The organism is Micromonospora sp. PRAS1, from assembly GCF_059553435.1.
Genome location: NZ_JCANNB010000085.1, coordinates 1 through 3,467 on the forward strand (window position 1 = coordinate 1; position 3,467 = coordinate 3,467).

Annotated in this window: 1 protein-coding gene; it reads left to right on the forward strand. The window is 75.3% G+C overall.

Features of this window, described 5'->3' with window-relative positions; translation table 11 throughout:
- A partial coding sequence (locus AC507J_RS32155; protein WP_496294298.1) for an amino acid adenylation domain-containing protein occupies positions 1-3,467 on the forward strand: 3,467 nt, incomplete at both ends.

Consider the following 3,467-nt stretch of genomic DNA (forward strand, 5'->3'; position numbering starts at 1 on the left):
GCGCAGCCGTGGTGCGGGTCTGGGGCGACGGCGCCGACCGGCAACTGGCCGCCTATGTGGTGCCCGCCGACCCGGCCAAAGGCATGCCGGACCCTGCCGAGCTGCGACGGCACGCGCGGCAGACCCTGCCCGACCACATGCTGCCCGCCGTGCACATCGAGCTGGCCGCCATACCGCTCACCCCCAACGGTAAGCCCGACCGGGCCGCGCTACCCGCGCCCGACACCTCCTGGGCCGCGCCGCCGGCCGGGCACGAGCCGCCGGCCGGCCCGACCGAGAATCGGCTCGCCGCCGTCTGGAGCGAGGTGCTCGGCCTCGACGGCGTCGGCGCGACCGACGACTTCTTCGCCCTGGGCGGCCACTCCCTGCTCGCCACCCAGGTCACCTCCCGCATCCGGGCCGCGTTCGACGTCGAGCTGCCCCTCGCCGCGATCTTCGACCACCCGACCGTCCGCGCGCTCGCCGATGTCATCGACCACGCCGACGCCCACCCGATCGCCGATGACCGCCCAGTGACCCCCGGACGGCTCGCCGGGCTGCTGGTGCCGCCGGTCACCCCGGCCCGCCGTGACGGGCCACTGCCGCTGTCCTTCGCACAGCAGCGGCTGTGGTTCCTCGACCGGCTTGCCCCCGGCTCGACCGAGTACAGCCTGCCGATGCCGACGCGTTGGGCCGGCGACCTCGACGTCACCGCCTTGGAGCACGCCCTCGGAGCGCTGCTGGCCCGGCACGAGGTGCTGCGGACCCGGCTCGTGGCCGGGTCCGACGGCGTCGCCGTGCAGGTGGTCGACCCGCCGGGGCGCCTCGTGCTGCCCGTCGTCGACGTGTCCGACGCCGGTGACCCGGCGGCGGCCGCGCGGGCCCTGGTGTCGGCCGACGCCGCCGTGCCGTTCGACCTGGCCCGCGGCCCGGTCACCCGGATGACGCTGATCCGCCTCGGCGCCACCGAGCACCTGCTCGCGCTCTGCGTGCACCACGTGGCCTTCGACGAGTGGTCGGGCCGCATCTTCCGCCGCGAGCTGGCCGCCCTCTACGCCGGGCAGACGCTGCCACCGCTCGAGCTGCAGTACGCCGACTTCGCCGTCTGGCAGCGCCGGTGGCTCGCCGGAACGGTTCTGGAAGGGCAGTTGGCGTACTGGCGGGAGTGCCTCGCCGACCTGCCCGTCCTCGACCTGCCGACCGACCGGCCCCGCCCCGCGATCCGGTCCAGCGCCGGCGCCGTCGTGGCGTTCGATGTGCCTTGGTCCACGGTGGACGGTCTGCGGGCGCTGTCGCGCGATGCCGGCGCCACGATGTTCATGACGCTGCTCTCGGCGTGGTCGCTGCTGCTGGCGCGGTACTGCGCCACCGAGGACGTCGTCATCGGCACCCCCGTGTCCAACCGTGGCCGCGCCGAGACCGAGCCGATCGTCGGGCTGTTCCTCAACACCCTCGTCATGCGCACCGACCTGTCCGGCGACCCGACGTTCGGCGAACTGCTCGCCCGGGTCCGGCGCAGCGCCCTCGAGGCGCACGCCCACCAGGATGTGCCGCTCGAGCAGCTCGTTGACGTCCTCGCCGTCGAGCGTGACCGGTCCCGGACCCCACTGTTCCAGGTGCTGTTCAACTACGACACGGAGGACGTCACCGACGACGCGGGCGGGGTCGGGCTCTCCCACGCCGACGCCGGCGTCGACGTCGTCGCCAAGTTCGACCTGCGGCTCTTCGTCGCCGACGGCGAGGCCGGCATCAGCGGCGGCATCGAGTTCAGCACCGCCCTGTTCGATCCGCCGACGATCCACCGAATGGTCGGGCACCTGCTCAACCTCCTCGCCGCCGTGGCCGCCGACCCGGCGCGGCCGGTGTCGCGGGTGCCGCTGCTGGCCCCGGAGGAGCGCGACCGGATCGTGCGCGACTGGAACGACGACACCGAGCCGGCTCCGGCCGCTGGGCTCCTGCCTGGACGCATCCTGGACCGGGCCGCCCGCTGCCCCGACGCCGTCGCCGTCGCCGACGCGGCCGGGCTGCTCACCTACGCCGGGCTGGTGCGCCGTGCCACCGCCCTCGCCGGGCACCTGCGCGGGTTCGGCGTCGGCCCGGAAACCGTCGTGGCCGTCTGCGTCGCCCCGGGCGCCGAGACCATCACGACGATCCTCGCCGTGTGGCTGGCCGGCGGGGCATACCTGCCGCTCGACGCCGCCCACCCGTCCGAGCGTCTGGCGATGATGCTCGCCGACAGCGGCGCGGCGGTCGTGGTGACCTCCGGCGACGCCGCCGACGACCTGCCGGCCGGACGGCTCCCCGTCGTCGACCTCGGCGAGCGGATCCTCGCCGGCCCGGCCGCCGGGCCGACCCGGGAGATCCACCCGGAGCAGACGGCCTACGTCATCTACACCTCCGGCTCCACCGGCACCCCGAAAGGCGTCCAGGTCACCCACGGGGGCCTTGCCGGATACGTCCCGGCAGTCGTCGCGCGGGCCGGGCTCGGCGCGCCCGGCGGACGGTACGCGCTGCTACAGCCGGCGGTCACCGACTTCGGCAACACCTTCCTGTTCGCCGCCCTGGCCACCGGCGGCAGCCTGCACGTCATGGACCCCGGACAGGTCGCCGACCCGGCCGCCGTCGCCGCGTACCTCACCCGGCACGCCATCGACTACGTCAAGCTCGTGCCCTCGCACCTCATGGCGCTCGCCGGCGACCAGGACGCGGCACGTCTCTTCCCGGGCCGGGCGCTGCTGCTCGGCGGCGAGGCGGCCCCGGCGGCACTCGTCGCACGACTGCTCGCGGTCGCCGGCAACCGGGCCGTCGTCAACCACTACGGACCCACCGAGACGACAATCGGCGCCGCCGCCGGCCGACTCACCACCGCCGACGCCGAGACCGGCCGCACCCCGATCGGCCGGCCGCTCGCCGGCACCCGGGCCTACGTCCTCGATGCCGCGCTGAACCCGGCCCCGGCCGGCGTACCGGGTGAGCTGTACATCGGCGGCGCCCAGGTCGCCCGCGGCTACCACCGCCGGCCCGCGCTGACCGCCGAACGGTTCGTCGCCGACCCGTTCGCCGCCGACGGCTCGCGGCTCTACCGCACCGGCGACCGGGCCCGCTGGACCGGCGACGGACGCCTGGAGTTCCTCGGCCGCGGCGACCACCAGGTGAAGGTCCGCGGGTTCCGGATCGAACCCGGCGAGGTCGAGGCGGCGCTCCGCGCCCACCCGGGCGTCCGCGCCGCCGCCGTCGTCGCCGACCGGCACGGCGCCGACCGTCGGCTCGTTGCCTACCTCGTCCCCGCCGCAGACCTCCCCGACGCCACCGAATTGCGGGCGCATCTTCGCCGCCGGCTGCCCGATTTCATGATCCCCGCCGTCTTCGCCGAGTTGGCGAGCCTGCCGCTCACCAGGAACGGCAAGCTCGACCGAGCCGCCCTGCCCGATCCCGACGTCACCGGTTCGGACGCCGACGACGCCGCCGCGGCCCCGATGACCGCCACC